Origin of the sequence: Micromonospora sp. ALFpr18c (assembly GCF_008868155.1) — a bacterium.
Lineage (GTDB): Bacteria > Actinomycetota > Actinomycetes > Mycobacteriales > Micromonosporaceae > Micromonospora.
The window spans coordinates 1-23,263 of sequence record NZ_WBKR01000093.1 but is presented as its reverse complement, the minus strand read 5'-3'; the positions used below and the strand labels follow the sequence as shown (position 1 = coordinate 23,263).

Genomic DNA, 23,263 nt, shown 5'->3' with positions numbered 1-23,263 from the left:
AGCACCCCCGACGCGACAGCCGACGCCCCGACAGCCGACGCGAGCAGCGGTGACGCGAAGGCGGCCGACGCGCCGCAGAGCAAGGACGCGCCGCAGAGCAAGGACGCGCCGCAGAGCGAGACCGCCACGGTCGACGTCACGAAGGCCGAGACCCCGAAGGCCGCGGCCGACGCCACGGTGGCCGACCTCGCGGTGGCCACTGTGGACGGAAAGCCGGTCCCGCTGGTCGCCGACGCGGGGCGGCGGCGCCGGGTGCCGTTCGCGCACGCCCACGCCGTACGACTGCCGCCGCCCCGCCAGGCGGCGACGACCGCCGCCCGGGCCACCCGGGCCTGGGCCCGCCGGCCCAGTGGTCGACTCACCCTGCCCGGCGTGTTCCTGCTGGCCCTGGTGGCCGCGACCGCCGCGGCGGGCGCGCTGCTCGTGCCGGCGACCATCCGCGCGTCCCGATCGGTCGCCGCCGATTCGTCCGCGACGCCGCCACCGGCCGTTCCGCCGGCCGGTCTGCCCACCGCCGCCCTGCCCAGTGGCGGGGTGCCGACCGGTGGGCTGCCGACGGGCGGGGTTCCGACCGGCGGGTTCCCGACCGGGCCGGCCCTTCCGCCGGCGATCGGTGGCCGACCGTCGGACGCCCTGGCCGGCTGGGCACAGCAGGTCGGCGCCAAGGTCGGTGTACCGCCGGCCGCCATGCAGGCGTACGGCTACGCCGAGCTGGTACTCGCCCAGACCAACCGCAGCTGCGCGTTGAGCTGGACGACCCTCGCCGCGATCGGCCAGGTCGAATCCGGGCACGGCTCGGCCAACGGCGCCCGCCTGGGGCAGGACGGCAAGGCCCTACCGAAGATCATCGGGCTGCCGCTGGACGGCAAGGACAGCCGGATGCGGATCATCGACACCGACCGTGGGCTGCTCGACGGGGACGCCACCCTCGACCGCGCCATCGGGCCGATGCAATTCATCCCGACCACGTGGCAGGAGATCGGCGCGGACGCGGACAACGACGGCGTCAAGGACCCGCACGACCTGGACGACGCCGCCCTGGCGGCCGGGAACTACCTGTGCAAGGGCGGCCGCAACCTGAGCATCCCGGGCGACTGGTGGAACGCGATCCTGTCGTACAACGACGTGCGCCGGTACGCCCAGGACGTCTACGACACCGCAAATCGGTACGGACGGGCCAGCCGCCCGTGAAGTGATCGTCTGCATACATCAGAGAATTGGACACTTCCCCCGGGCAGCTGTTAGCGGCAAGCTAGACGGGTGATGGTGCGCGAGTGGGACCCCAGGACCGCGTCGTCCGCCGAGATCGCGTCGCTGCTGGACACGCTGAACGCGGTTCTTGCGGCCGATCTGCCGCAGGACCCTTCGTGGCGGGAGAACTCCCTGCGGGAGTACCTCGCCGAGGTGATGCCCGGCGAGCGGCGGATCTCCTGGGTCGCCCAGGCCGACCCGAGCGCCGCCGGTGACCCGGGCGCGATCCTCGGCCAGGTCCATGTGCTGCTCCTCGGCGACATCGGCGTGCTCGAGGTGCTGGTGCACCCCTCGGTGCGACGTTCCGGGCTCGGCCGTGACCTGGTGCTACGTGCCGCCCGCCGGGTCTACCAGGAGGGCTTCCGGTCGATCGGGGTCGAGGTCGTCGGCGACACGCCGGCGGTGGGCTTCTACGAGTCACTCGGCTTCACCCGGGAGTACGTGGAGACGCGCAGCGTCCTTGACCTGTCCGGGGTCGACTGGGCCGAGCTGGCCGAGATGTCCACCGGCGTCGGGGCGGGTTACCACCTGGAGTTCTTCCCCGGCGGGCCACCGGACGACCTGATCGAGGCGTACGCGCGGGCCAAGGCCGAGGTGCGTGACGTCGACGACGGCGAGTTGCGTCCCAGCTCGTACGACCCGCAGCGGCTGCGGGACAGCCTGGACACCCTGCACCGGCGGGGCATGAAGCCGTACATCGTGCTGGCCCGGCACGAGCAGAGCGGTGAGGTCGCCGGCCTGACCGAGGTGGTGGTGCCGGCGCAGCACCCGACCCGCGCCGACCAGTACGACACGATCGTCGCGCAGGACCACCGAGGCTACGGCATCGACCGGGCGATCAAGGCCCGGATGCTGTTGGAGCTGCGGTCGTCCGAGCCGGAGCTGGTCGAGGTGCAGACCTGGAACGCGCAGGCCAACGAGGCGATGTTGAAGGTCAACGCCGAGCTGGGTTACCGGCCCGACCGGGACTGGTGCGAATACAGCGTCGACGTCGCCGAGTTGGTGCACCGCCTCGATCCGCCGCGCTGAGGGAATTCACGAAACTGTCCGATGGGGGATGGACGATGGACAGTCGGGCACCTTAACGTGCGTTGACCCCCGTCCACCCATCGTGGAGGCCCTATGCGCCCGCGCCGCTCAACAGCCGCGCTCGCGACCGCCACCGTCGCCGTGACCCTCACGGCGCTCGCCGTCGCACCCACCGCGGCCAGCGCCGCGCCCACCGATCTGTTCATCTCGGAGTACGTCGAGGGTTCGTCGAACAACAAGGCGATCGAGCTGTTCAACGGCACCGGCGCCGCCGTCGACCTGACCGGCGGCGGTTACCAGTTGCAGCTCTACTTCAACGGTTCCACCACGGCCACCACGATCGCGTTGACCGGGAGCGTGGCCGCCGGCGACGTGTTCGTGTTCGCCAGCGCGTCGGCCGGTGCCGCCGTCCTCGCCCAGGCCGACCAGACCACCGGCGCGAGCCTGTTCAACGGTGACGACGCGATCGTGCTGCGCCGGGGCACCACCGTGCTCGACTCGATCGGCCAGGTGGGTGTCGACCCGGGCACCGAGTGGGGTGCCGGCGAGACCAGCACCGCGGACAACACCCTGCGCCGGCTGCCGAGCGTGACCACCGGTGACACCGACCCGTCGGACGCGTTCGACCCCGCCCCGCAGTGGGCCGGCTTCCCCGTCGACACCTTCGACGGGCTGGGCGCGCACACCGTGGACGGTGGCGGCCCGGTCGACGTACCGGCCACGCTCACCTGTGGCGGCCCGCTGGTCACCGCGGCGGGCACGGCCGCGTCCCGAGAGGTCACCGCCACCGATCCGGACGACACTATCGCCGACCTGGCGGTGACCGCGGTCAGCCCGACCCCGGCCGCCGGCTCGATCACCCGTACCGCGGTCACTCCCGCCGACGGGGTGGGCGGCACCGCCCGCGCCACGGTCGGCGCGAGCGCCGACCTCGCCGCCGGCGCGTACACCGTGACGGTGACCGCGACCGATGCCGACGGCGGCACCGCGAGCTGCGCGCTGGCCGTGCAGGTGACCCGGGAGCTGACCGTCGGCGAGGTGCAGGGCCCGACCACCGACGCCGAGTCCGGCGCCGCCGACCGGTCGCCGCTCGCACCGGCGAGCGGCAACGGCACGAGCAGCACGCTGTACGACGTTCGTGGCGTGATCACCCAGCTGACGCTGGCCCGTACGGCGGCCGGGGCGGAGCAGAACGGGTTCTTCCTGCAGAGCCGCAGCGGCGACACCGACGAAGACCCGACCAGCTCCGACGGCATCTTCGTCTTCATGGGCGCGTTCACCTCGTTGATCGGCGGCTACGTGCCGACGGTCGGCGACGAGGTCGTGCTGCGGGCCCGGGTGTCGGAGTACTACAACCTCACCCAGCTCTCCGGTGCCTCGCTGGTCCGTCGGATCGCCACCGGCCTGGCCGTGGACACGACCGTCGCGGTGATCGACGCGGTGCCGCCGGTCGAGCTGACCGACGCGCAGCGCTGGTGGGAGCGGCACGAGGGCACCCGCCTGCGGGTTCGCTCGGGTAGCGGCGCGGTGAGCGGCCGGGACGTGTTCTCGTCCACCGCCGACGCGGAGCTGTGGGTCGTCGACCGGGACGACCCGCTGCTGGACCGCGCCGACCCGTACGCCCGGCGGGTCTTCCGGGACTCGCACCCGCTGGACAACGACCCGACCCGGCGCTTCGACGATGGCAACGGGCAGCGCGTGCTGCTCGGCAGCATGGGCGTGAAGGCCACCGCCGGGGACAGCACCGCGCTTCTCCCGCCGGCGCACACCTTCGACACGCTGCGCGCCGACGCGGTGGGCGGCGTCTACTACTCGTTCGAAAAGTACGGCGTGCAGGTCGAGCGGGCCGAGTTCGACGCCGGGGCCGACCCGTCGAAGAACAACCCGCCGAAGCCGGCCGACCGCTCGCAGGAGGTCGCGGTCGCGACGTACAACGTGGAGAACCTGTACGACTACCGCGACGATCCATTCGACGGCTGCGACTTCACCGGCAACGCCGGCTGCCCAGGTGTCGACCCGCCGTTCGACTACGTGCCGTCCAGCGAGGCGGACTACCGCGAGCACCTCACGTCGCTCGCCGACCAGATCGCCAAGGACCTGCACGCTCCGGATCTGATCCTGGTGCAGGAGGCGGAGGACCAGGACATCTGCACGGTCTCCGGTGCGGCGCTGGCCTGCGGCGACACCAACAACGCCGACGGCGCTCCGGACAGCATCCAGGAGTTGGCTCTCGCGGTGGCGGCGGCCGGCGGGCCGGCGTACGCCGCGGCCTATGACCGGACCGGCGCGGACGCCCGCGGGATCACCGCCGCGTTCCTGTACCGCACCGACCGGTTGTCGTTGGCGGCCGCGACGGCGGACGACCCGCTGCTGGGCTCGACGCCGACCGTGCAGTACCGCGCTGCGGGGCTGCCGGGCAACGCCGATGTGCAGAACCCGAAGGCCCTCAACGCGGTGCTGCCATCGGATGTGGACACCTCGACGGGCCGGGACGGCAACAACGTCTTCACCCGCGCTCCGCAGCTGGGCAAGTTCACCGTGGCCGCGGCACCCGGCTCGGCCGAGCGGCTCACCCTGTACGCGCTGAGCAACCACTACTCCTCCGGCCCGGACAGCCGGATCGGGCAGCGACGGGAGCAGGCGGCGTACGGCGCGGCGATCGTCACCGCGATCGAGGCGGCCGACCAGAACGCCCGGGTGGTGTACGGCGGCGACCTGAACGTGTTCCCCCGCCCGGACGATCCGATCGCGACGGGCAGCGCGCCCACTCCGTCGGATCAGCTCGCCCCGCTCTACGAGGCGGGCCTGCACAACCTGTGGGACAACCTGGTGGCGGACGTGCCGGCGTCGGCCTATTCGTACAGCTTCGAGGGGCAGGCGCAGACGCTCGACCACCTGTTCGTCAACGACGCGCTCTACGGCGACCTGGTGCAGGTGCGGGCGGCCCACATCAACGCGGACTGGCCGGCGGAGTTCACCGGTGACGGGTCGCGCGGGTCCAGCGACCACGATCCGCAGGTGGCTCGCTTCCGGTCGCGGGCGTCGTTGACCGTCGCCGACGCGACGGTGGTCGAGGGCGACCAGGGCAACCGGCAGCTCACGTTCACCGCAACCGTGTCCCGGCCGCTGTCCCAGCCGGTGCTGCTGTGCGCCACCACCGTTGGTATCACCGCGCAGGCGGGTTCGGACTTCGAGCCGTACGCCGGTTGCAAGGTGCTGCCCGCCGGGCAGACGTCGGTCGCCTTCCCGGTGACCGTGCGCGGTGACCGGAAGCGGGAGGCGAACGAGAGGCTGACCCTGCTGGTGGCCGGCGTGCCCGGCCTGAGGCTGGCCGACCCCCTGGCCACCGGCACGATCACGAACGACGACTGAGATCCCGCGCGTGAGCGCGTGATCCCTCTCGTGAGCGCATGATCGCGCTCGATCCAGGATGTAGTGGCCTCCGCCGGTCGGGAGGCCACTACATCCATGTTGGGGCACGATCTCGCCGAGGACATCGATGTAACGTCACGGTCCCGCCGGACCAATGAAGGGGTGTAAGGACGGCCAACGAGAGGACGGCCTGTGAGCAACCCGAGCCCCGACGGCGATGATCTCGCCGCCATTGGTAGGGACCCAGCGGCGTTCGAGCAGTTCTACCGGCGGCACGTCGAGACGATCAGCCGGTTCGTCGCCCGCCGCGTCGACGACCCGCACACGGCCGCGGACCTCACCGCCGAGGTGTTCCTCGCGGTGATCGACTCCGCCAACGGTTACCGGGCGGACCGGGGCAGCGAGTTGGCCTGGCTCTTCGGCGTGGCCCGCAACGTCATCGCGGCGGAGCATCGCCGGGCGACCCGACTCCTGCGGGCGACCGGACGGGTCGCGGGACGGCGCCTGCTGGACGCCGACGACATCGCCCGGATCGAGGAGCGCATCGATGCGGAGTCGCTGGCCCGCCGCACCTACCGGGCGCTCGGCGGCCTACCGGAGCGCACGCGCGCCCTGCTGGAACTTGTCGCCGTCGACGGGCTGTCCGTGGCGGACGCGGCCGACGCGCTCGGGATCTCCCCGGTGGCCGCCCGGGTCCGGGTGCACCGGGCCCGCCGGGCGGTACGCCTCGCGCTCGCGCAGTCCGAATCCGCGCTCGTCTGATCGGAGGGAAGATCACCATGAGCCGTACCCCGCAACTGGGCAACTTCGAGGAACGACTTCTCACCGAGCTGAAGGAACACGTCGCCACCCGGGGCGTCGAGGCGGCCCCGACCGCCGTCGGGGCGACCCGGCGAGGCTCACGGTGGCGTACACCGGGCTGGCGGCTGGCCGGGGTCGGCGGGCTGGTCGCCCTGCTGACCGTCGCCGGGTTGGCGGTCCAGACGACGGGCGACGCTCCACCGACGGCGAGCGCGGCCGAGATCCTGACCGAGGCCGCGGACACGGCGCGGCAGCAGCCCGACCTGACGGCGCGCCCGGGCCAGTTCCTCTTCGTCGAGCTGCGGGTCAGCCACCGGGAGCTGCCGATGTCCGGCGCGTACACCGAGGAGCGACTCCAGCGTTGGGTGCCGGTCGGTGACGATCGGACCTGGCAGCAGCGGCGGCGGCTGGAGAGCCGCCCGGACGAGTGGCGGACCGACGACGTGTCCCACCTGGCTCCGCCGCCCGGCTACTTCCAGGGCCTGCCCACCGACCCGGAGCGGATGGTCCGGTACCTCCGGGACCACCCGATCCCCCTGGATCTGCCCGCCGGCGCCGACCTGGAGGCCATCAGGAACGACCCGCAGACGGTCTTCACGGACGGGAGTTGGATGCTTGAGGGCTACGTGCCACCGCAGTCGCTCGGCGCGCTGTTCCAGGCGATGGCCCAGGTGCCCGGGGCCACGGTGGTGCCCGGCGACGTGCGGGACGCTGCCGGCCGGCGAGGGGTGGCGTTGCGGACCCCGGGGAGGATCGGCGGGCACAACGACCTGATCTTCGACCGGGAGACCCACGTCTACCTGGGCACGCGCCGGGTTCTGATCCGCGACGGCAAGCAGTCGCTGTATTCGAGCACCGCCGTCATGCGGTTGGCCGTCGTCGATCGGCTGGGACAAACGCCCTGACCGAGCGGTTGGCCGGTGACGCACGTCGGCTGGGGGCGTGATCAGAGTTCGCAGAGGCGGCGGCCGGAGCGGATGTCGTCCAGTGCCGCGTGCAGTTCGCGAATGCGCCGCTCGGCCTCGGCGGTCAGCCGATCGTGCAGACCCTGCCAATCGGCCGGCTCGGGGTTGGGCGGCAGGGTGGCGAGCAGGTCACGGATGTCGTTGACGGTCAGGCCGACGCGCTGGGCCACTCGCGCCACCCTGATCCGACACGCCGCGTCGGGGTCGAAGCGCCGCTGGTTGCCGCCGGTGCGGGCCGCCGCGATCAGGCCCTGCCGCTCGTAGAACCGTACGGCGGAGCCGCTGACCCCGCTCTCCCTCGCCACCTCGCCGACCGTCAACGTGCCCATCGCCACTCCCCCGCCGCCATTGACTTCACCATTAGTTCAAGTCCTAGCGTCCAGAGCATGACACCGCAAGAGAACAATGCACCGCCGAGCATCGCCGTACTCGTCGGGAGCGTCCGTCAATCTCGGGTGGGCCGCTCGATCGCGGACTGGTTCGTCGCCCACGCGGCCCGGCGCAACGGGCTCGACCTGGACCTCGTCGACCTCGCCGAGGTGGCGCTGCCATTCGCCGACACCCCGCCGGGCGGCAATTCGGCCAGCCCGATCAGTGGTCGGTTGGCCGCCGCCGACGCGTTCGTGGTCGTGACGCCCGAGTACAACCACAGCTTCCCGGCCGCGCTCAAGAACGCCATCGACTGGCACTACCAGGAGTGGGTCCGCAAGCCGGTGGCCTTCGTGTCGTACGGCGCTGGTTCCGGCGGCATCCGGGCGGTCGAGCAGCTCCGGCTGGTCTTCGCCGAGGTGCAGGCCGCCACGACCCGCTCCGGGGTGGTCCTCCGGGCACCGTGGGAGCGGCTCGACGACAACGGTCGGCTGGTCGACGACGAGCCGCTGCGGCGGGCCGCCGACGCCACCCTGAGCGAGCTGACCTGGTGGGCCGAGGCGCTGCGCGTCGCCCGCCAGGTCCGGCCCTGAGCCGGGGACATGGACGCGCTCGCACGGCGGCTCGGCTGGTACCTGACCCTGGGTGGCCTGCTCGCGGTGATCGACACCACGGTCACCGTGGTGGCTCTGCCGAAGCTGGTCGACGACCTCGACACCGACCTCACCACGATCGGCTGGGTCACCAGCGGCTACGCGCTCGCCCTGGTCGCGGTGATGCCCACCGCCGCCTGGGCGATCGGCCACTTCGGCGCCCGCCGCACCTACCTGTCCGCGCTGGTGCTGTTCACCGTCGGGTCCGTGCTGGCCGGGGCCGCCTGGAACGTCGAGTCGCTGATCGCGTTCCGGGTGCTCCAGGGGCTGGGTGGTGGGCTGCTCAACCCGGTCGGGATGGCCGTCGCGCTCGCCGCGGTCCCGGCGGGGCGACGAGGACGGATGATGAGCCTGCTCGGCCTGCCGGTCCTGGTCGGGCCGCTGATCGGGCCGGTGCTGGGTGGGCTGTTGCTCGATCAGGCGTCCTGGCGATGGATCTTCTGGATCAACCTGCCGGTGGGGCTGTTGGCGGTGTTGCTCGGCCGGTCGGTGCTGCCGGCCGCCGACCCGCGACGTCCGTCGGTCCGGCTGGACGTCGTCGGTCTGCTGCTGCTCTGCCCCGGCCTGGCGCTGGCGGAGTACGGGCTCAGCGTCACCGGCGAGCGGGGCGGAGTTGTCAGCGCATCGGTGCTGCTGCCGCTCGCGCTGGGTGCCACGCTGGTCGTGATCTTCGCCTGGCGGGCCGGCCGGATTCGGCAGCCCCTGCTGCGCGTGGCCGTCCTGCGAGCCCCGGGGATGGCCGGAGGTGCCGCGACGGTGGCGCTCTTCGCCGCCGGATACTTCGGCTCGTTCCTGATCATCCCGGCCTACGTGCAGGTGGTACGCGGTGACTCGGCCACCCTGGCCGGCGTGATCGGCATTCCGCAGGCGCTGACCACCGGACTGATGCTCCAGGTCGCGACCCGGCTCGTCGACCGCGTCTCGGCGCGGCGGGTGGTCGGGCTCGGCATCGCCGCCGCGGTGGCCGGCACGGTGGCCCGGGTGCTCGTGCTCGACGCCGACACGTCGTACCCGCTGCTGGCCACGCTGGGTGCGGTCATCGGCCTGGGCATGGGCGCCACCCTGATGCCGACGATGACCGCGGCCAGCCGGTCGCTCCCGCCCGAAGATCTGCCGTCCGGCTCCACGCTGCTCACCACGGTGTCGCACACCTCTGTCGCGGCCGGCACGGCGCTCATCGCCGCCGTCCTGTCCTGGCTGACGGATCGGCTGGCCCCCAGCCTGGGCGGCGGGGGCATTACGGCCGCCAACCGACTCGACCCGGCCAGCCGGCTCGGCCTCGCACCGGAACTGGCGCAAGCCACCCGGCTCACGCTCGCGGTGTCGGCCGTGCTGTTGGCGCTCGCCTGGCTGACCAGCCGGCGACTTCCGGGCGCCGCGCCGGATACGAACGAGGCGGCCACCCCGGCGGCGGCCACAGCTCAGTAGTAGACGTCGACCGGTGGCGGGGGTGGCACGTGGCGATACTGCGCCACCCGCACGATCAGTAGCGCTGGCGCAGCAGGCCGGCGGCCTCGACGGCCCAATAGGTGAGGATGATCTGGGCACCAGCCCGCTTGATCGAGGTGAGCGTCTCCAGCATCACCCGCTCGCGGTCGATCCAGCCGTTCGCGGCGGCCGCCTCGACCATCGCGTACTCCCCGGAGACCTGGTAGGCGGCGACCGGGACGTCCACCGCGGCCCGCACCGCCGACACCACGTCCAGGTACGGCAGCGCCGGCTTGACCATCACCAGGTCGGCGCCCTCGGCGACGTCGAGCGCCACCTCGCGCAGCGATTCGCGCAGGTTGGCCGGGTCCTGCTGGTAGGCGCGCCGGTCGCCCTCGAGCGCCGACTCCACCGCCTCCCGGAACGGGCCGAAGAAGGCCGAGGCGTACTTCACGGCGTACGCCAGCACGGCGACGTCCTGGTGTCCGGCCGCGTCGAGCGCCCGGCGCACCACGCCCACCTGGCCGTCCATCATCCCGGACGGCCCGACCATGTGAACCCCGGCGGCGGCCTGGGCCACCGCCATCTCGGCGTACGCGGCCAGGGTGGCGTCGTTGTCCACCCCGCCGTCGGCGGTGAGCACGCCGCAGTGCCCGTGCGAGGTGAACTCGTCCAGGCACAGGTCGCTCATCACGACCGTGCCGTCGCCCACCTCGGACACCACGTCGCGGATGGCGACGTTCAGGATGCCGTTCGGGTCGATGCCGCCGGACCCGGTCGGGTCGCGCCGCTCGGGAACCCCGAAGAGCATAATCCCGCCCACGCCGGCCTGGACCGCCTCGGCGGCCGCCTTGCGCAGGGAGTCCCGGGAGTGCTGGAGCACTCCCGGGAGCGACGCGATGGCCCGCGGCTCGGTGAGCCCTTCCTTGACGAACATCGGCACGACCAGCTCGGCCGGGTCGACCCGGGTCTCGGACACCAGCCGGCGGATCGCCGGGGTGCGGCGCAGGCGACGGGGCCGGATCTCGGGGTACGACATGGAAGGGCCCTCCTGAAGACGACTACCGGAAGCGGAGGGCGGTCGGCCCCTGCACCTTCGAGCCACGGCGCTGCTTGGCCGGCATGGCGGCCAGCTTCTCCCGCAACTCGACGGCGTAGGCGGCGAGCGCCTCCACCAGGTCGGGCACCGAGGCGTGCGGCGGCTGGACGTCGACCCGAAGGCCGAACTCCGTCGCGGTCTCCGCCGTCTTGGGCCCAATCACGGCAACAACGGTGCGCGCGTGCGGCTTCCCGGCGATACCGACCAGGTTCCGCACGGTCGAAGAAGACGTGAAGAGCACCGCGTCGAACCCGCCGGACTTGATCGCGTCCCGGATCTCGGCGGGCGGCGGCGCCGCCCGCACCGTCCGGTACGCGGTCACGTCGTCGACCTCCCAGCCGCGCTCGGTGAGCCCGGCGGCGAGCGTCTCGGTGGCGATGTCGGCACGCGGCAGCAGCACCCGGCCCACCGGGTCGAGGATCTCGTCGTGCGGCGAGAACTCGGCGAGCAGCCCCTCGGAGGACTGCTCCCCGGCGGGGATCAGCTCCGGCTGGATGCCGAACGCGCGGACCGCGTCCGCCGTCGCCTCGCCGATGCAGGCGATCTTGACGCCACCGAAGTGCCGGGCGTCCAGCCCGTGCTCGGCGAACTTCTCCCAGACCGCGCGGACCGCGTTCACCGAGGTGAAGATCACCCAGGCGTACCGGCCGTCGACCAGGCCCTTGACCGCCCGCTCCATCTGCGCCGGGGTACGCGGCGGCTCGACCGCGATGGTCGGCACCTCACACGGGATCGCCCCGTACGCCCGCAGCCGGGCACTCATCGCACCGGCCTGCTCCTTGGTGCGCGGCACGAGCACCTTCCAGCCGTACAGCGGGCGGTTCTCCCACCAGCTCAGCTTGTCGCGCTGGCCCACGCCGGCGCCGACGGTGAGCACCACCCGGCCGGTGAAGCCGAGCGCGGCGGCCACGAAGCTGTCCACCGTCGACGTGGTCGTGTACTGGGTCTCGCCGGTGCCGTCACCGGTCACCCCGACGCCGGTCGTGCCGTCGACCCCGGCGGCCAGCAGGCCGTCCCGGACGGCGGCGAGGTCACCGGCGTCCACGGCCAGCGCGAGCGAGCCCCGGCCGACGGCCGCGGAGAGCGCCTCGAAGTCCAGTGCGGTGACGTCCTCGACGTCCGCGGCGGTACGCACACCCGGCAGCGGAACACCCGCGTAGGTGGCGACGCCCTCGGCCTGGCCGACACCGGGCACCACCTCGAAGTGGGCGGCGGTGCGGGCCACCGCCTGCACCTCCTTGACCACCGAGTCGTGACCGAAAGGGTCACCGGCGACCAGGTGCACCGCGTTCAGCCCGGAACGGGCCGCGGAGATCAGCACCTTCGCCACGTCCCCCGGCGCGCCTTCGGCCGGGGTGAACTCGGCGTCCTCTCTGGCCTCGGCGCGGACGACGGCGAGCAACGACTCGGGGACTCCCCGGTCGTAGATCACCTGGTCGGCGTCGACCAGGGCGTCGTGCGCCCGACGGGTCAGCAGGCCCGGGTCGCCGGGGCCAGCCCCGACGAACGCGATACGGCCGACGGGCTTACGGGTGCGGGTCATTCTGTGCTCCCAAATTGCTGGGTCCCCGGGCCGTTGTGTCCTTCGTGGCCGAGGATCGAGTCGGCGCCGAGTTCGAGGAGTTCGGCGGCGAGTGCCTTACCGATCTCCGCCGCGTCGGCGGGCGTTCCGGTGCGGGACAGCCGAAGGTCACGAGTGCCATCCGGGCTGATCACCGCCCCGCGCAGGTAGATCTCATCGCCGTCGTCACCTTCGGCGAGTTCCGCATAGGCGGCCACGGGTGCGCTGCACCCGGCCTCCAGGGTTTCCAGCAGCGCGCGTTCCGCGGTGACCGCGGCGCGCGACGGTGCGTGGTCGAGCGTCGCGAGCAGCTCGACCAGATCCTGGTCGTCGACCCGGCACTCCACGGCCAGCGCGCCCTGGGCGGGCGCGGGCAGCATCAGCATCGGGTCCAGCGTCTCGGTGATCGCGTCGGTGCGCCCGAGTCGGGCCAGTCCGGCCCGGGCCAGTACGACGGCGTCCAGGTCGGCGTCGGGGCCGAGCACCCGCGCCAGGCGGGTGTCCACGTTGCCGCGGATCGGGGTGACCTCCAGTTGCAGGCCGAGGGCGTGCAACTGGGCGATGCGGCGCAGCGCGCCGGTGCCCACGGTGGCCCCGGGCGGCAGCTCGGCGAGCGTCCGCCCACCCTGCGCGATCAGCGCGTCGCGGGGGTCCTGCCGGGCCGGCACCGCCGCGATGTGCAGCCCGGCGGCGGCGGCCGTGGGCAGATCCTTGTAGGAGTGCACGGCGAAGTCGATCGTCCGCGCGGTCAGTGCGTCGCGCAGCGCCGAGACGAACACCCCGACGCCGAGCCGGTGCACCGGCGCGTGGGAACGGTCGCCCGCGGTGACCACCTCGACCAGCTCGACCGGGCGGCCGGTGGCGGCGGTCAACGCCTCGGCGATCTGGCCGGACTGCGCCATCGCCAGGGCGCTGCCCCGGGTGCCGAGGCGCAGGGGGGCGGTCATCGCGCTCCTCCGGTGGGCGGGATCTGGTCGGCGTTGTCCGTGCCGAGCACCGGGTCGGTGCCGGCGAACACGGCGCCGAGGTCGGGGGTCAGCACCTCGGGGACGGTGTCCACCGGCGAGGTCTGCGGCACCTGGAGGTCGAACAGCTCGCGCAGCAGGGCAGCGTACTGGTCGCCGCCCGGCTCGGCGGCGAGCTGGCGGACCTTCACGGTGGGCTGGTGCAGCAGCCGCTGCACGACCCGGTGCACCGTACGGGCGACCTCGGCACGCAGGTCGTCGTCGAGGTCGGGGCGGCGCTGGGCCAGCCGCCGCAGCTCGGCGGTGACCACGTCGTCGGCCCGACCGCGCAGCGCGGCCACGGTGGGCGCGACGTCGGCGCCGCGCAGCCAGGTGAGGAAGCCGTCCACCTCGCCGAGCACGATCCGCTCGACGGCGGCGGCGTCCGCCGCCGCCGGGCCGTCGGCGAGCAGCGCCGCCATCCGGTCGATGTCGATCACCTCGACGCCGGGCAGGTCGGCGACGCCCTCCTCGACGTCCCGCGGCACGGCCAGGTCGAGCAGGACCAGCGGGCCCCGGGCCGGGTCCCGTTCGGCCAGCGCCGCGCTGACCACCGACCGGGTGAGGACCGGTTCGGTGGACGCGGTGGCGGCCACTACGATGTCCACTGTGGAGAGGGTGTCGGCGAGCTCGGTCATCGGAGCGGCGCTCGCCCCGTACGACTCGGCGAGCCGGACGGCACGGTCGGCGCCCCGGTTGGTGACGGTGAGCGGCCCGGCGCCCAGTCGGGACAGCGTGGCCACCCCGAGCGAGCCCATCGCACCCGCGCCGATCACCAGGGCGGGGCGGCCGGCGAGGTCGCCGTCGAGGTGCCCGGCGGCCAGCTCCAGCGCGGCGGTGACGACGCTCTGGCCGGCCCGGTCGATGCCGGTCTCGGCGTGGGCGCGCTTGCCGACCCGCAGCGCCTGCTGCATCAGCTCGTGCAGCAGTCGGCCGGCCGAGTCGGCGCCGGTGGCCCAGTGGTACGCGTCGCGCAGCTGGCCGAGGATCTGCGCCTCGCCGACGACCATCGAGTCCAGGCCGGTGGCGACCCGGAAGACGTGGTCCACGGCGGCGGTGTCGTAGTGCACGTACAGGTGGCTGGCGAGCGCCGCCGGCGGGCTGCCGGCCTGCTCGGCCAGGACGGCGCAGACGTCACCGAGCCCGCCGTGGAAACCGGACACGGCGGCGTAGACCTCCACCCGGTTGCAGGTGGAGACGAGCACCGCCTCGCTCACGTACGGCTGGGCGATCAGGTGGTCCAGGGTGCGGGTGAGGTCGGCGGGGGGCACGGCCAGCTGCTCCAGCGTGGCGACCGGGGCGGTCCGATAGGACGCGCCGACGACGAGCAGTTTCACGTGCCGATCGCCTCCTGGGTTTCGGTGGCCGCGAGCCCGCCGGGCAGGGCGGTGAGAGCGGACCCGCCGGTGGCGGGCAGCGCGGTCAGCGACGCCTTGCGGTGCTCGTGGAAGGACAGGATCTGCAGCTCGATGGCGAGATCGACCTTGCGCACGTCGACCCCCTCCGGAACCGAGAGTACGCACGGCGCGAAGTTGAGGATGCTCGTCACGCCGACCGCGACCAGTTGGTCGGCGACGCTCTGGGCGGCGGCGGCCGGGGTGGCGATCACGCCGATCGCGATGGACTCCTCCACAGCGACCGCCGGCAGCTCGTCGACGTGCCGGACCACCAGGCCGTTGATCTCCTCGCCGACCCGGGAGGGATCGGCGTCGAGCAGGGCGGCGATCCGGAAGCCCCGGCTGGCGAAGCCGTCGTAGCCGGCCAGAGCGTGACCGAGATTACCCACGCCGACCAGGGCAACCGCCCGACGCTGGGTGAGCCCGAGCACGTACTCGATCTGCTCGATCAGCAGGGCGACGTCGTAGCCGACGCCCCGGGTGCCGTACGAGCCGAGGTGGGAGAGGTCCTTACGGAGTTTTGCGGAGTTGACTCCGGCGGCGGCGGACAGGCCCTCGCTGGAGACCGTCTCGTGCCCGGCGTCGGCGAGGTTGTGCAGGGCACGCAGGTATTCGGGGAGCCGAGCGACGGTCGCCTCGGGCAGGTCCGGGAGCGCCGGTACGGCACCGGCGCGGCCGGGCGCGCCTGGGTGACGGTGCTGACTCATGAGACTCCGTGCGGTGCGATCCTCGGCCAACTCCGCTGGTCGGCCGCTTATGGACTCCCGCTGGCGACCGAGATTGCCGGCTGTGCTAGCAGGGCGCGTCGGACTCACAGAGTAGGCGCTTGTGAAGACGTGCACAAATCGCGATCTTGCCGCTGCGCGCCGCGACTCCACCAGCACCTCCATTCCACAAGATCGATTTAGCGACTCGGTCGGCTCTCCGCCGGGGCGATTATTGCTCAATCCTGACTTCTCTGACCAATCCCGCGCCGGGCCTCGCCCAGGTCGTCCGGCGGTGGTAGGGGCAGCACTACGAGGGAGAGGCGGGGCTTCGGGATGGGGACACCGAGCCCAACTGCCTAGCCTTTGGGCATGACCGCCGTTGCCGCCAGCGACCAGCCGACGCTGGCACCGAGCATCCCCCGCCAACTCTTCGTCGACTCCAGCTATGTGCTGCTCGGCCTGCCCCTGGCGGTGGCCAGCTTCGTCGTCCTCGTCGTGGGCCTCGTGGTCGGTGTCGGGCTGGTGGTCACGGTGATCGGCCTGCCGATCCTCAGCGGCACCCTGTACGCCGCCCGCGGGCTGGCCGACATCGAGCGCCTGCGGCTGCCCGCCGTGCTGCGGCAGCCGCGGATCCGGCCGCACTACCGGCTGGCCGAGGCGGGCGCCAACGCCTGGCGGCGGATCTTCGTGCCGATGCGCGACGCCCAGTCCTGGCTCGACCTGGCACACGGTGTGCTGCGGCTGATCGTGGCGGGGCTCACGTTCGTGGTGGCCCTGTCCTGGTGGGCCGCCGCGGTCGCCGGCTCGCTCTACTGGGCGTACGACTGGGCGCTCCCCCGGGCCGACGGCGGGGGCGACAGCGACCTGGCCCAACTGCTCGGCCTCGGTGACTCGACCACCGCCCGGATCGGGCTGAACACCGCGATCGGCGTGTTCTTCCTGATCACGCTGCCGATCGTGATCCGAGGCTGCGCGCTACTCCAGGCCAGCTTCGCCAAGGCCATGCTGACCGGGGTGGCCGAGATGCGGGACCGGATCACCGTGCTGGAGGAGCAGAAACGGGCCGCCGTCTCCGCCGAGGCGTCCGCGCTGCGCCGGCTGGAACGCGACATCCACGACGGCCCGCAGCAGCGCCTGGTCCGGCTGGCGATGGACCTCAGCCGGGCCCGGATGCAGCTCGCCACCGACCCGGCCGCGGCCGGCCGGACCATCGACGAGGCGGTCACCCAGACCAGGGACACCCTCGCTGAACTGCGGGCGCTGTCCCGGGGCATCGCCCCGCCGATCCTGGTGGACCGGGGGCTGCCCAGCGCCCTGGCCGCGCTCGCCGGTCGAGGACTGATCCCCATCGAGCTGCAGGTGGACCCGCAGCTCGGCACACCGGGCGGGCGGCTCGACCCGGCCGTGGAGAACACCGCCTACTTCGTGGTGGCCGAGGCGCTGACCAACATCGCCAAGCACAGCCGGGCCACCGAGGCCGTGGTCGCCGTGGCCCGGCAGGGCGCCCACCTCCAGGTGCGGGTGGGCGACGACGGGCAGGGCGGCGCGGACCTGGCCAAGGGGCACGGGCTGGCCGGCATCGCCGACCGGGTCCGGGCGGCCGGCGGCGAACTGTCCGTGATCAGCCCGACCGGTGGCCCGACCGAGATCCGCGCCGAGTTTCCCCTGTGAGCCGGCGGATGCCGCGCCGGGCCGGCCCGGCGGGCCGGACGTGGTAGACACCACAGCCATGCGCATCGTGATCGCCGACGACGGCGTCCTGCTCCGCGAGGGGCTGGTGCGGCTGCTGACCGAGAGCGGCCACCAGGTGGTGGCCGCCGTCGGGGACGGCGACGCCCTGGTCGAGGCGGTGGTGGAGCACCAGCCGGACGTGTCGATCGTCGACGTCCGGATGCCACCGACACACACCGACGAGGGTCTGCGGGCGGCCGTCGAGGCGCGTCGGCTGGTGCCGCGTACCCCGATCCTGGTGCTCTCCCAGTACGTCGAGGTGTCGTACGCCGATGACCTGCTGGCGACCACCGGCGGTGCCGGCGGCGGCATCGGCTACCTGTTGAAGGACCGGGTGGCGGCGATCGACGAGTTCCTGGACGCCCTGCGCCGGGTGGCGGGCGGCGGCACGGTGCTCGACCCGGAGGTGGTCGGCCAGCTCTTCGCCCGACGGCGCCGCGACGACCCGCTGCGGGAGTTGACCCCGCGCGAGCGGGAGGTGCTCGCCCTGATGGCCGAGGGGCGTTCCAACACGGCCATCGCCCGCGCCCTGGTGGTCAGCGACGGCGCGGTCGAGAAGCACGTGCGCAACATCTTCACCAAGCTCACCCTGCCGCCGGACACCGAGCAGCACCGGCGGGTGCTGGCCGTCCTCACCTACCTGCGGAACTGACCTCCCGGGCCAGGGCCACCGCGTCGGTGAGGGTGTCGGCCACCGGGTGACCGGAGGCGCGCAGCCGGGCCGGGTCGGTGAACCCGCCGGTGTAGAGCACGGCGCGGCCGCCCACCGCGAGCGCGGCGTCCGCGTCGTCGATGGAGTCGCCGATCAGCACCACCGACGTGCCGTCCACGCCCAGCTCGGCCAGGTGCTGCCGAAGCGACTCGGCCTTGCGGTCGCCACCGACCGCGGCCCGCAGCCCGTCGACCCGGGTGAAGTGGCCGGTCAGCCCGAAGGTGTGCACGGTGGGCACCAGCTCCTCGTGGAACCACATGGAGAGCAGGCTCTGGCTGCCCGGCCAGGACGCCATCGCGTCGCGCGCGTCGGCGGCCAGCTCGCAGGTGGTCAAACCGGTGCGGTACGCGTCGTGGAAGATCCGGTCCAGTCGGCCGAACTCGTCGTCGTCCACGGCCTGCCCGAGCACCTCGGCGTAGTACTCGGCGATCGGCCGGCGAAACCGCACCCGGTGCTCGTCGAGAGTGACGACCGGCCCGCCCAGGCTCGCGAACACGACGTTGGTGGCGGACACCACCAGGCTGAGGTCGTTGAGCAGGGTGCCGTTCCAGTCCCAGACCAGGTGGGGATGCGCGGAGGTCATCAGAGCACCCTAGCTAGGCAGCGCTCAGAGCTGTGGCGTGGTCAGGTCCCGCAGCAGCCGGTCCTCCTCGACCCGCCAGTAGCCGTGCTCCTTGCCGTCGAGCATCACCACCGGCAGCCGGTCCCCGTACTCCCGCTCCAGCTCCACGTTGTCGGTGACGTCCCACTCGACCCACTTGTCGCCGGTGACCGCCACGACCCGATCGAGGGCCGCCTTCGCGTCGTCGCACAGGTGGCAACCGGGCCGGGTGATCAGGGCGAGCCGGGCGTCAGTGGACATCGGTTACCTCCGTGCGGGTGTCGGCGTCAGCCGGCGGGCCGGCCGGCGTCGCCGACCGGAGTTGGGTCTTGCGTACCTTGCCGATCGCCGAGTGGGGCAGGGCGTCGACGAACTCGACGACGGTCGGGCACTTGAACCGGGCCAGGTTGCGTGCGCAGTGGGTGAGCAGTTCCTCGCCGGTCACCGGCCGACCCGGCGCGGGCACCACGTACGCCCGCACAGTCTCGCCGGTCCGCGGGTGCGGCACACCCAGTACCGCCGACTCGGCCACCCCGGGGTGCCCGGCGAGCACCAGCTCGACCTCGCGCGGATAGACGTTGAACCCGTTGACCAGGATCAGCTCGCCGAGCCGGTCGACGAGGAAGAGGTCGCCGTCGGAGTCCGCGTACGCGATGTCGCCGGTGCCCCACCAGCCGTCGGCGTCCGGGCCGTCGCGCCCGTCGGGCCAGTAGCCGGCGAAGAGGTTGGGGCCGGCGACCACGATCTGACCCGGGTCGGTACCGGGCGCGATGTCGGAGATGTCCAGCTCATCCGGGTCGTCGTCGGGAACGGTCAGGCCGTCGCGCCACAGGTCCGCGCCGGCGGCGTCGACCAGGCGCAGTCGCACGCCGGGCAGCGGCCGGCCGATCGAGCCGGCCTTGGCGGCCCCGCCGACCAGGGTGGAGGTGAGCACCGGAGCGGTCTCGGTGAGGCCGTACCCGACGTGCACGGGGTGGCCGGTGGTCGCGGTGAAGCGCGCCGCGACGGCGGGGTCCAGCGGAGCCGCGCCGCAGACCGCGATCCGCACGGACGCGGTGGCCGTGCGGGCCGTGGCCGCGCCGGCCCAGGCCAGGAACATCGACGGTACGCCGATGAGGACGCTGACCCGGTGCCGGGCGATCTCGTCGAGCCCGGCGGTCGGCCCCGGCTCGTCGAGCAGCACACCGGTCGCGCCATGGTGGACGACCGCGCCGAGCCCCGAGTTGAGCCCGTACGCGTGGAACAGCGGCAGCGCGAGCAGAACGGTGTCCGTCGGACCGACGACGGGTGGCTCGATGCGGTCGACCTGCTCGTGGTTGGCCAGCAGCGCCCGGTGCGAGAGCATCGCGCCCTTGGGGTGCCCCTCGGTGCCGGAGGTGTAGAGGAGTACGGCCAGGTCGTCCCCGCCCCGGCGCGGGTGCGGTGTCGGCTCGGGGGCCTCGGCGGCCGGCCGCGGCGGTGCGCCGTGCACGGCGGTGAGCGCGGGCAACCCGGCGGACACCTCGGCGGCGAGGCCCCGGATCCGGTCGGCGCCGAGGAGCACCGACGCGCCGGAGTCGGCCAGCACGTGGCGTAGCTCCGGGGCGGTGAAGCCGGGGTTGACCGGCACCGCGACCAGCCCGGCACGCAGCGCGCCGAGCAGGCCGATGACGAAGTCGGGGGTGTTGGGCAGCGCGATCGCGACGCGCGGCGGCGGATCGCCCGGACGGGTGTGCGGCGCGACGGCGGCGAGACCGCGTGCGGCGGCGTCCACCGCCGCGTCCATCTCGGACCAGGTGATGCTCTGCTCGCGCCAGTGCAGCGCGGGCCGGTCGCCGTACTCGAGAGCCGCCCGGTGGACCCGGTCGGCGAGGTTCGGCGCGGGGTTCTCCGCTGCGTCCTGCACGGTGACCGAGTCTGGCACAGCGGGCGGCGACTGGCCACGCCCGACGGTCGGGGTGAGCGCCGGACAGACCCGGTGGCCGGCGTCCCGTGTACGGGACGGTCACCGTGCCACCGGCGGTCCGATCGAGTCCTGCCGGTGGGACGAGTGACGCCCCCGACCGACGGTTCGGCCGGGGCGCGGCGGCCACCGGCCGGGGAGGGTCACCCGAACGGGCAATGCACCCCCGACCAGGGAATCCATCCTGGATCACCGGGCCGGGGAAATGTCAATCGCACACGACGGACAACCGGTCCGCCGACGGTGCGGCAGAGCGGGAAATACTTCCGCCCTGTGTAACGGACTTGCCACGCGCGGGTGACGTTGGCCCTATTATCACTCGGGTCGGCTCACCCCATTTGCCGTGAGTCGACACCCCTCAGCCCGAGGAGGCCCCCGTGCCTGTGAGCGCATTGGACCAGCACCTCAAGGGGTACTGCCGCCCGTCGGCAAACCCCGGAACCGTCCTGCCCGACCGGAAGCCCGGTCGGTCGACCCCGACGATCCACAGACCGGCCCGCCCGGCGACCACCGGGACGGGGGCGACACGGTGACCACCTTCGGTTACGCGGAACGTCCGGCCGGCCTGACCGGTCAGCCGACCCGCGCCCAGATCAACGAGCGGCCGGCCGCCCGCGCTCCGCTGGACGAACCGCACGGCGCCGCCACCCACGGCGACGGTGCGGCGCAGCGGACCCGCAACCGCCCGCACACCAACGAGCCGCCACCGCGTCCGGCGGTGCCCGGCGGGAACGCCCGGCCGACCGGTGGCCGGGTCGCGGTACCGTCCCGGCCGACCATGCCGACGCAGGGCCGGCGGACCGGCGACACGCCGACGACGACCGCCGACCCGGCGGCGGGTGAGACGGCGGTGATCCCGGCGGTGCCGGCCGCCGCCACGACGCCCACCACCACGACGCCGACGGGCTTCCCGAGCCGCCCGGACCCGTCCGACCCGGCCACCGAGGTCTGGACGCTGGTCGAGCGGGCCCAGGCTGGCGAGTCCGAGGCGTTCGGCCTGATCTACGACCGGTACGTCGACACGGTGTTCCGGTTCGTCTACTTCCGGGTCGGCAACCGGCAGCTCGCCGAGGACCTCACGTCGGACACGTTCCTGCGCGCCCTCAAGCGGATCGGCAGCTTCACGTGGCAGGGGCGCGACCTGGGCGCCTGGCTGGTGACCATCGCCCGCAACCTGGTCGCGGACCACTTCAAGTCCGGCCGGTACCGGCTGGAGGTCACCACCGGCGACGTGCTCGACGCCGACCGGGAGGACCGGGGCCCGGAGGGCAGCCCGGAGGCGGCGGTGGTCGAGCACATCACCAACGTCGCCCTGCTGACCGCCGTGAAGCAGCTCAATCCGGAGCAGCAGGAGTGCATCGTGCTCCGCTTCCTCCAGGGCTTCTCGGTGGCCGAGACCGCCCGGTCCATGGGCAAGAACGAGGGTGCCATCAAGGCCCTCCAGTACCGGGCCGTCCGGGCGCTGGCCCGGCTCCTCCCCGACGGCTTCCAGCCGTAATTTCCTTCGGCGGGACCGATGGATGTCGATCGACATCCGTGCAGCTCAGGGTCGGTCCCGCCGGGTGACGACGATCACTTTCTGTGATTTTCGCCCCGCCAGGCCCGTAACCCGTGCCCGGTCCGCCGCGTTTCTCCGGGTGCGACCGGTGGTTGCCCGGCAGGCCCGGGTCACCGAGGTCCGACCGGTACGCCGGGCGGCACCTCACCTCCGTGGTGTCACACTGCCGCGCGGTCGCTGGCAACGACGGCGGCCGACCGGCCGTGACCAGCGAGAGGAGGTGCCTGCGGTGGACAACATCCTCTTCTCCCGCCGGCGCGCCGAGCGCTTCGCGCAGCTTCTCGAGGAGGCCAACGGCGGCCGGCGGCACCACGTCCGGTCCCGCGTGGACGGTCAACTCGCGCCGCTCGTCGCGGTGGGCCAGCGGCTCAGCGTCGATCCCCCGGCGATCGAGGCGGACCCCGAGTTCCGCACCGGCCTGCGGGCGATGCTGCTCGCCACCGCCGAGCGGGAGGGGTTGGGCAACGCCCCGACGGCCGGCGAGACGGCCACCACCCGTCCCGCCACCACCGCCCGCGGGCCGCTGCTGCCGGCGGTCACCGCCCGGCGCGCGAGGGCCCGAGCCGCGATCCTGGTCGGCGTCGCCGCCGGTGCCATCGCCGTCTCCGGCATCTCCGCCGCCAGCGAGGACGCCGTTCCCGGCGACGCGCTGTACGGCATGAAGCGCTCGACGGAACGCGCCCAGCTCGCCCTGGCCAGCTCGGACATCAGCCGTGGCCAGCTCTTCCTGGACTTCGCCCGGACCCGGCTCGGTGAGGCCGCCAAGCTCCGCGGTGACCGGATCGGCTACAGCACGGTCCTCGACGACATGGACGCCGACAGCCGGCAGGGTGTACGTCTGCTGACCTCGGCGGCGGTGCAGCGGGCCGAGCCGGCCAGCCTGGACACCGTCAACACCTTCGTCACCAGTCAGCGCCGGGCGGTGAGCAAGCTGCTCGACGGGGCCAACCGGGCCGACCGGGAGCGGACCCGCCAGTCGCTGGCGCTGCTGGACAGCATCCGGGAGCGCTCCGACGCGCTGCGCGCGTCGATCGCCTGTGGCCTCCCGGCACCGGCGGGCAGCGACGCCCTCGGCCCCGCCCC

Annotated in this window: 20 protein-coding genes; 11 read left to right on the top strand and 9 right to left on the bottom strand. The window is 73.1% G+C overall.

The features are described 5' to 3' along the window. The 5 genes from F8271_RS17775 to F8271_RS17750 form a co-directional block, all read left to right on the top strand. The coding region (locus F8271_RS17775; RefSeq protein ID WP_225854598.1) for a lytic transglycosylase domain-containing protein at nucleotides 1-1,191 on the top strand (1,191 nt) is incomplete at its 5' end. Between the two features lie 72 nt (nucleotides 1,192-1,263). Further along, entirely contained in the window at nucleotides 1,264-2,280 is a 1,017-nt protein-coding gene (locus F8271_RS17770) for a GNAT family N-acetyltransferase (protein ID WP_151490887.1), read from the top strand. Nucleotides 2,281-2,373: 93 nt separating this feature from the next. Next, a complete protein-coding gene (locus tag F8271_RS17765; RefSeq protein ID WP_151490886.1) occupies nucleotides 2,374-5,652 on the top strand; it encodes a lamin tail domain-containing protein in 3,279 nt (1,092 codons plus the stop codon). Nucleotides 5,653-5,844: 192 nt separating this feature from the next. After that, nucleotides 5,845-6,414, top strand: coding sequence for an RNA polymerase sigma factor (locus F8271_RS17760; RefSeq protein WP_151490885.1), 570 nt, complete (start codon nucleotides 5,845-5,847; stop codon nucleotides 6,412-6,414). A 17-nt stretch (nucleotides 6,415-6,431) separates the two neighbouring features. Beyond that, on the top strand, nucleotides 6,432-7,358 hold the full coding sequence (locus F8271_RS17750) for a CU044_5270 family protein (RefSeq protein WP_192580338.1): 927 nt from the start codon (nucleotides 6,432-6,434) through the stop codon (nucleotides 7,356-7,358). 41 nt (nucleotides 7,359-7,399) lie between these two features. Here F8271_RS17750 and F8271_RS17745 read toward each other — a convergent pair whose 3' ends face one another. Continuing rightward, entirely contained in the window at nucleotides 7,400-7,747 is a 348-nt protein-coding gene (locus F8271_RS17745) for a MerR family transcriptional regulator (protein WP_151490882.1), read from the bottom strand. Nucleotides 7,748-7,804: 57 nt separating this feature from the next. Between F8271_RS17745 and F8271_RS17740 the strand changes: the two genes are divergently transcribed. Both F8271_RS17740 and F8271_RS17735 read left to right on the top strand, forming a co-directional pair. After that, entirely contained in the window at nucleotides 7,805-8,380 is a 576-nt protein-coding gene (locus F8271_RS17740; RefSeq protein ID WP_151490881.1) for an NADPH-dependent FMN reductase, read from the top strand. 9 nt (nucleotides 8,381-8,389) lie between these two features. Continuing rightward, complete coding sequence (locus F8271_RS17735; protein ID WP_151490880.1) at nucleotides 8,390-9,868, top strand: DHA2 family efflux MFS transporter permease subunit; 1,479 nt, start codon at nucleotides 8,390-8,392, stop codon at nucleotides 9,866-9,868. Between the two features lie 55 nt (nucleotides 9,869-9,923). Here the strand turns inward: F8271_RS17735 and hemB are convergent, their stop codons facing one another. Genes hemB through F8271_RS17710 form a run of 5 tightly spaced genes read right to left on the bottom strand, consistent with a single transcriptional unit; the run spans nucleotide 9,924 to nucleotide 15,636 of the window. Next, nucleotides 9,924-10,907, bottom strand: coding sequence for a porphobilinogen synthase (hemB, locus tag F8271_RS17730; RefSeq protein WP_151490879.1), 984 nt, complete (start codon nucleotides 10,905-10,907; stop codon nucleotides 9,924-9,926). Nucleotides 10,908-10,929: 22 nt separating this feature from the next. Continuing rightward, the gene (locus tag F8271_RS17725) at nucleotides 10,930-12,510 is read right to left on the bottom strand and encodes a uroporphyrinogen-III synthase (RefSeq protein ID WP_151490878.1); all 1,581 of its coding nucleotides are present in this window, start codon (nucleotides 12,508-12,510) and stop codon (nucleotides 10,930-10,932) included. After that, nucleotides 12,507-13,475 carry a hydroxymethylbilane synthase gene (gene hemC / locus F8271_RS17720; RefSeq protein WP_151490877.1) on the bottom strand — a complete coding sequence of 323 codons (969 nt, stop codon included), beginning with the start codon at nucleotides 13,473-13,475 and terminating at the stop codon, nucleotides 12,507-12,509. Before hemC ends, F8271_RS17725 begins: the two co-directional genes overlap by 4 nt. Further along, nucleotides 13,472-14,869 carry a glutamyl-tRNA reductase gene (locus tag F8271_RS17715; protein WP_151490876.1) on the bottom strand — a complete coding sequence of 466 codons (1,398 nt, stop codon included), beginning with the start codon at nucleotides 14,867-14,869 and terminating at the stop codon, nucleotides 13,472-13,474. The genes hemC and F8271_RS17715 overlap by 4 nt, the downstream gene beginning before the upstream one ends. After that, complete coding sequence (locus F8271_RS17710) at nucleotides 14,866-15,636, bottom strand: redox-sensing transcriptional repressor Rex (RefSeq protein ID WP_151490875.1); 771 nt, start codon at nucleotides 15,634-15,636, stop codon at nucleotides 14,866-14,868. Before F8271_RS17710 ends, F8271_RS17715 begins: the two co-directional genes overlap by 4 nt. A gap of 369 nt (nucleotides 15,637-16,005) precedes the next feature. On the opposite strand from F8271_RS17710, the gene F8271_RS17705 reads away from it, so the two are divergent. Both F8271_RS17705 and F8271_RS17700 read left to right on the top strand, forming a co-directional pair. After that, nucleotides 16,006-17,307, top strand: a complete 1,302-nt coding sequence (locus tag F8271_RS17705; RefSeq protein ID WP_151490874.1) for a sensor histidine kinase — start codon at nucleotides 16,006-16,008, stop codon at nucleotides 17,305-17,307. A 58-nt stretch (nucleotides 17,308-17,365) separates the two neighbouring features. After that, the gene (locus tag F8271_RS17700) at nucleotides 17,366-18,019 is read left to right on the top strand and encodes a response regulator transcription factor (RefSeq protein WP_151490873.1); all 654 of its coding nucleotides are present in this window, start codon (nucleotides 17,366-17,368) and stop codon (nucleotides 18,017-18,019) included. On the opposite strand, the gene F8271_RS17695 is transcribed toward F8271_RS17700, so the two are convergent. Genes F8271_RS17695 through F8271_RS17685 form a run of 3 tightly spaced genes read right to left on the bottom strand, consistent with a single transcriptional unit; the run spans nucleotide 18,000 to nucleotide 20,565 of the window. Continuing rightward, nucleotides 18,000-18,662 (bottom strand): HAD family hydrolase, encoded by a 663-nt coding sequence (locus F8271_RS17695; protein WP_151490872.1) that lies wholly within the window; start codon nucleotides 18,660-18,662, stop codon nucleotides 18,000-18,002. The two genes, F8271_RS17700 and F8271_RS17695, sit on opposite strands and share 20 nt — an antisense overlap. 24 nt (nucleotides 18,663-18,686) lie before the next feature. Next, nucleotides 18,687-18,941 carry a glutaredoxin family protein gene (locus F8271_RS17690; protein ID WP_151490871.1) on the bottom strand — a complete coding sequence of 85 codons (255 nt, stop codon included), beginning with the start codon at nucleotides 18,939-18,941 and terminating at the stop codon, nucleotides 18,687-18,689. After that, entirely contained in the window at nucleotides 18,931-20,565 is a 1,635-nt protein-coding gene (locus F8271_RS17685) for an AMP-binding protein (protein WP_151490870.1), read from the bottom strand. Before F8271_RS17685 ends, F8271_RS17690 begins: the two co-directional genes overlap by 11 nt. Before the next feature lie 586 nt (nucleotides 20,566-21,151). On the opposite strand from F8271_RS17685, the gene F8271_RS17680 reads away from it, so the two are divergent. Together F8271_RS17680 and F8271_RS17675 are read left to right on the top strand one after the other, a co-directional pair. Beyond that, nucleotides 21,152-22,120: an ECF subfamily RNA polymerase sigma factor, BldN family gene (locus F8271_RS17680; RefSeq protein ID WP_151490869.1), complete on the top strand. Its 969-nt coding sequence runs from the start codon at nucleotides 21,152-21,154 to the stop codon at nucleotides 22,118-22,120. Nucleotides 22,121-22,400: 280 nt separating this feature from the next. After that, nucleotides 22,401-23,263 (top strand): DUF5667 domain-containing protein (locus F8271_RS17675; protein WP_370461924.1); only part of this gene is annotated, 863 nt, incomplete at its 3' end.

Bases quoted from the DNA above. Each gene is read 5' to 3' on its own strand.
- F8271_RS17740 (WP_151490881.1), top strand. From the start codon at position 7,805: ATGACACCGCAAGAGAACAATGCACCGCCGAGCATCGCCGTACTCGTC.
- hemB (WP_151490879.1), bottom strand. From the start codon at position 10,907: ATGTCGTACCCCGAGATCCGGCCCCGTCGCCTGCGCCGCACCCCGGCG.
- F8271_RS17700 (WP_151490873.1), top strand. From the start codon at position 17,366: ATGCGCATCGTGATCGCCGACGACGGCGTCCTGCTCCGCGAGGGGCTG.
- F8271_RS17750 (WP_192580338.1), top strand. From the start codon at position 6,432: ATGAGCCGTACCCCGCAACTGGGCAACTTCGAGGAACGACTTCTCACC.
- F8271_RS17745 (WP_151490882.1), bottom strand. From the start codon at position 7,747: ATGGGCACGTTGACGGTCGGCGAGGTGGCGAGGGAGAGCGGGGTCAGC.
- F8271_RS17710 (WP_151490875.1), bottom strand. From the start codon at position 15,636: ATGAGTCAGCACCGTCACCCAGGCGCGCCCGGCCGCGCCGGTGCCGTA.
- F8271_RS17725 (WP_151490878.1), bottom strand. From the start codon at position 12,510: ATGACCCGCACCCGTAAGCCCGTCGGCCGTATCGCGTTCGTCGGGGCT.
- F8271_RS17705 (WP_151490874.1), top strand. From the start codon at position 16,006: ATGACCGCCGTTGCCGCCAGCGACCAGCCGACGCTGGCACCGAGCATC.
- hemC (WP_151490877.1), bottom strand. From the start codon at position 13,475: ATGACCGCCCCCCTGCGCCTCGGCACCCGGGGCAGCGCCCTGGCGATG.
- F8271_RS17765 (WP_151490886.1), top strand. From the start codon at position 2,374: ATGCGCCCGCGCCGCTCAACAGCCGCGCTCGCGACCGCCACCGTCGCC.
- F8271_RS17690 (WP_151490871.1), bottom strand. From the start codon at position 18,941: ATGTCCACTGACGCCCGGCTCGCCCTGATCACCCGGCCCGGTTGCCAC.
- F8271_RS17695 (WP_151490872.1), bottom strand. From the start codon at position 18,662: ATGACCTCCGCGCATCCCCACCTGGTCTGGGACTGGAACGGCACCCTG.
- F8271_RS17770 (WP_151490887.1), top strand. From the start codon at position 1,264: ATGGTGCGCGAGTGGGACCCCAGGACCGCGTCGTCCGCCGAGATCGCG.
- F8271_RS17735 (WP_151490880.1), top strand. From the start codon at position 8,390: ATGGACGCGCTCGCACGGCGGCTCGGCTGGTACCTGACCCTGGGTGGC.